This window comes from Saccharothrix sp. (assembly GCF_031180885.1).
Taxonomy (GTDB): Bacteria; Actinomycetota; Actinomycetes; order Mycobacteriales; family Pseudonocardiaceae; genus Actinosynnema.
Genome location: NZ_JAPSLK010000121.1, coordinates 1 through 4,041, shown reverse-complemented (window position 1 = coordinate 4,041; position 4,041 = coordinate 1). Strand labels below are relative to the sequence as shown.

General features: G+C 70.2%; 5 protein-coding genes. 4 read left to right on the top strand and 1 reads right to left on the bottom strand.

Going from position 1 to position 4,041, the window contains the following annotated elements; translation table 11 throughout:
• Together RIN75_RS43915 and RIN75_RS43910 are read left to right on the top strand one after the other, a co-directional pair.
• Positions 1 to 707 (top strand): CoA ester lyase (locus tag RIN75_RS43915; protein ID WP_309118043.1); only part of this gene is annotated, 707 nt, incomplete at its 5' end.
• Between the two features lie 173 nt (positions 708 to 880).
• On the top strand, positions 881 to 1,051 hold the full coding sequence (locus RIN75_RS43910) for a hypothetical protein (protein WP_309118042.1): 171 nt from the start codon (positions 881 to 883) through the stop codon (positions 1,049 to 1,051).
• Positions 1,052 to 1,054: 3 nt separating this feature from the next.
• Here the strand turns inward: RIN75_RS43910 and RIN75_RS43905 are convergent, their stop codons facing one another.
• Complete coding sequence (locus RIN75_RS43905) at positions 1,055 to 1,357, bottom strand: DUF4190 domain-containing protein (protein ID WP_309118041.1); 303 nt, start codon at positions 1,355 to 1,357, stop codon at positions 1,055 to 1,057.
• Between the two features lie 144 nt (positions 1,358 to 1,501).
• Between RIN75_RS43905 and RIN75_RS43900 the strand changes: the two genes are divergently transcribed.
• Together RIN75_RS43900 and RIN75_RS43895 are read left to right on the top strand one after the other, a co-directional pair.
• Positions 1,502 to 2,698 carry an acyl-CoA dehydrogenase family protein gene (locus RIN75_RS43900; protein WP_309118040.1) on the top strand — a complete coding sequence of 399 codons (1,197 nt, stop codon included), beginning with the start codon at positions 1,502 to 1,504 and terminating at the stop codon, positions 2,696 to 2,698.
• 495 nt (positions 2,699 to 3,193) lie between these two features.
• Complete coding sequence (locus RIN75_RS43895) at positions 3,194 to 3,730, top strand: general stress protein (RefSeq protein ID WP_309118039.1); 537 nt, start codon at positions 3,194 to 3,196, stop codon at positions 3,728 to 3,730.
• The last annotated feature ends 311 nt before the right edge of the window (positions 3,731 to 4,041 follow it).

Sequence of the window (4,041 nt, the reverse complement as noted above, 5' to 3'; positions counted from 1 at the left end):
AGGTCGTCGAGGGCGCGGGCGCGAACCTGGACTGCATCATGCTGCCCAAGGTGCAGACCGCGGAGCAGGTGCACGCGCTGGACCTGCTGCTCACCCAGATCGAGAAGACCATGGGCTACGAGGTCGGCAGGATCGGCATCGAGGCCCAGATCGAGAACGCCCTCGGCCTGATCAACGTCAACGCGATCGCCACCGCGTCCCCGCGGGTGGAGACGATCATCTTCGGCCCGGCCGACTTCATGGCGTCGATCAACATGAAGTCCCTGGTGGTCGGCGAACAGCCGCCCGGCTACGACGTCGGCGACGCCTACCACTACATCCTCATGCAGATCCTGATGGCCGCCCGCGCCCACGACAAGCAGGCCATCGACGGCCCGTACCTGCAGATCCGCGACGTGGACGGCTTCAAGCGCGTGGCGGGGCGCTCGGCGGCCCTGGGCTTCGACGGCAAGTGGGTGCTGCACCCCGGCCAGATCGACGCGGCGAACGAGGTCTTCAGCCCGAAGCAGGAGGACTACGACCACGCCGAGAACATCCTCGACGCGTACGACTACTTCACCTCGGAGAAGGGCGGCAAGCGCGGCGCGGTCATGCTCGGCGACGAGATGATCGACGAGGCGTCCCGCAAGATGGCCCTGGTGATCTCGTCCAAGGGCCGCGCCGCCGGCATGTCCCGCACGAACGTGTGGTCCCCGCCGGAGGAGTGATCCCGGGTTCGGCTCCCTGTCGGTCCCGGGTGAAAGGGCTGGAGAACACGTCGGCCCCAGCGTGACGCCCAGTGCCGGTGGGACCACGAAGCGCTGGTCCCACCGGTGAACATTCCCACAAACCGGCTCGCTGATTGGCGATCAAGGGGTGGGGCGTGTGCATGGTGGCTGCCATGTCACGGACCCGCAACGCGAGGCCCCGGATACGCCTGTTCCGCCGTCGCCCGGCGGACGACCTGCTGGAGCGCAGCTTCCGCACCTGCCCCGGCTGCGCGAACGACGTGCACGTGTTCGCCGAGGTGTGCCGGCACTGCGGTGGCGAGTTGGAGCTGTTCGCGTCCTGAGCCTCAGCGGGTGAACGTGAGGGTGCTGACGATCTCGCCGCCCTCGCGCACGATCCAGTAGACCGCGACCACCCACAGGATGATCGCGATGATGCCCAGGACCGTGAAGACGCTGCCCAGCACGATGCCCGCGGTGGCCAGGCCCCGGCCGTCCTCGCCGGTCCGCTTGATCTGGTTCTTCGCCACGATCCCCAGCACGATGCCCGCGGGCGCGAAGACGAACGCGCAGATCAGCGCGGCGATCGCCATCCCGTTCGTGCCCCTGGGCGGCGGCGGGTAGTTTCCGGGCTGCTGGTAGTACGTCATCGGGCGCTCCTGGATTCCGCGGTGGTCCGGAAGGGTAGCCGCTGTTTCGGTTCAGCGCGTGGCGATGAGCACCTTCGTGACGCGAACGTGCGTTAACCGGTCCATACTCGCCGGTAACCCCGGAGCTACGAAGGGAAACGTGCGATGGCGCGCCTGGCCCAGACCGCTGGACTGACCGACATCCAGGAGGAGATCCTCTCCACGGTCCGCACCTTCGTGGACAAGGAGATCATCCCGCACGCGCAGGCGCTGGAGCACGGCGACACCTACCCCGCGGACATCGTCGAGGGCATGAAGGAGATGGGCCTGTTCGGGCTCACCATCCCCGAGGAGTTCGGCGGGCTCGGCGAGTCGCTGCTGACCTACGCGCTCGTGGTGGAGCAGATCGCGCGCGGCTGGATGTCGGTGTCCGGCGTGATCAACACCCACTTCATCGTCGCCCACATGCTCAAGCAGCACGGCACCGACGCGCAGAAGGCCCACTACCTGCCGCGCATGGCCACCGGCGAGGTGCGCGGGTCGTTCTCCATGTCCGAGCCGGAACTGGGCTCCGACGTCGCCGCCATCCGGACCCGGGCGGTCCGCGAGGGCGACGAGTACGTCATCAACGGCCAGAAGATGTGGCTGACCAACGGCGGGACGTCCAACCTGACCGCGGTCCTCGTGCGGACCGACGAAGGCGCCGAGAAGCCGCACCAGAACCTGACCACGTTCCTGGTCGAGAAGCCGGAGGGCTACGGAGAGGTCCGTCCGGGCCTGACCATCCCCGGCAAGATCGACAAGATGGGCTACAAGGGCGTCGACACGACCGAGATGGTCTTCGACGGCTTCCGGATCTCCCCGGAGCAGGTGCTCGGCGGTGTCACCGGCCAGGGCTTCCGGCACATGATGGACGGCGTCGAGGTCGGCCGGGTGAACGTCGCGGCCCGGGCGTGCGGCATCGCGATCCGGTCGTTCGAGCTGGCCATCGAGTACGCGCAGCAGCGCAAGACCTTCGGCAAGCCGATCGTCGAGCACCAGGCCATCGCCTTCAAGCTGGCGGAGATGGCCACCAAGGTCGAGGCGGCCCACCTGATGATGGTCAACGCGGCCCGCTTGAAGGACTCGGGTGCGCGCAACGACGTCGAGGCGGGGATGGCGAAGCTGATCGCGTCGGAGTACTGCGCCGAGGTGACGCAGGAGGCGTTCCGGATCCACGGCGGGTACGGGTACTCGAAGGAGTACGAGATCGAGCGGCTGATGCGGGAGGCGCCGTTCCTGCTGATCGGCGAGGGGACGAGCGAGATCCAGAAGACGATCATCAGCCGGGGGCTGCTGCGGGACTACCAGTCGCGCGGCTGAGGTGTGGCGGGGTGCCCGGTCCGCGGGCCGGGCACTTTCGCGTTCCGGGGGTTGGGCGCTCTTGTCTGGACGGTCGGCGGGCCGGCCGCTTTCGCGTACCGGGGGACGGTTGGCCGAAGGCGGAGCTTTTCCGCCGAAGGCGGTCGCGCGCAGCGCTGGGCTTTTGCGGCTTTTGCGGCTCTTGCGTGGTCGGCTACCAGCCATCTCGGCAGCGTGAGAGGGCTGTCCCACCTGAGCGTCCACCCGGCCCACCCCCTCCGAGGCCACCCCCGCACCAAGCCCGAAAGCCCCGGCTGCGCCGCACCAAGCCCGAAAGCCCCGGCTGCGCCGGAGAAGCCACCCCGGCTGCGCCGGAAAAGCGCCACCCGCCGGCCGAAATTCCACCCGAACCCGCCCCGCAGGTCACGGTAGCGTTGAGTTCCGCCGCACCCGTTTCGCGCTGCTCGCCCCCTGTTGGCAGGATGGGGTGATCAGCACCGCGAAGAGGTGGTCACCGTGACGAGTTCGTTCTCCGGCCCGGGCCAGAACCGACCGGGGGTGCCGCCGCGCCTGCCCACGCCGCCAACCGGGTGGCCGATCGGCTCCTACGCCACCTACGAGGAGGCGCAGCGGGCGGTCGACTTCCTCGCCGACGGGGACTTCCCCGTCCAGGAGGTCACCATCGTGGGTGTCGACCTGATGCTCGTCGAGCGCGTCACCGGCCGCCTCACCTGGGGACGGGTGCTGGGCACGGGCGCGGCGTCGGGTGCGTGGTTCGGTCTGTTCGTGGGTGTGCTGCTGTCGCTGTTCAACACGACCGCCGGCGCCGGCTTCGGGCCGATCCTGGTCGGGCTCACCGTGGGTGTCGCGTTCGGCATCATCTTCGCCGCCGTCGGGTACGGGTCGGCGCGCGGCAAGCGGGACTTCCAGTCGGCGAGCCAGCTGGTGGCCGGCCGGTACGACGTGCTGTGCCAGCCGCGGTCCGCCGAGCGCGGCCGGGACCTGCTGGCCAAGCTCGCCATGCGCCCCACCGACGCCAACCACAAGGACTGACCCGCACCGCGCACGCGACGCGGCGTGGCCTCCGGCCCCCGAGTCCATGGTCCCACGAGGCACCGACAATCCCGGCCCACCGGCACCGGCCGACGTGGCCGCCACCGCCGGCGACCACAGGCCGGGCCGGCTGGCGCACCCCACCTGCGGCGCCCCAGCCCGGCGCGCTCCAGCCCGGCGCGCTCCAGCCCGGCGCGCTCCAGCCCGGCGCGCTCCAGCCCGGCGCGCTCCAGCCCGGCGCGCTCCAGCCCGGCGCGCTCCAGCCCGGCGCGCTCCAGCCCGGCGCGCTCCAGCCCGGCGCGCTCCAGCCC

Coding starts and splice junctions, on each gene's coding strand:
- RIN75_RS43910 (WP_309118042.1), top strand. CDS start 881: ATGTCACGGACCCGCAACGCGAGGCCCCGGATACGCCTGTTCCGCCGT.
- RIN75_RS43905 (WP_309118041.1), bottom strand. CDS start 1,357: ATGACGTACTACCAGCAGCCCGGAAACTACCCGCCGCCGCCCAGGGGC.
- RIN75_RS43900 (WP_309118040.1), top strand. CDS start 1,502: ATGGCGCGCCTGGCCCAGACCGCTGGACTGACCGACATCCAGGAGGAG.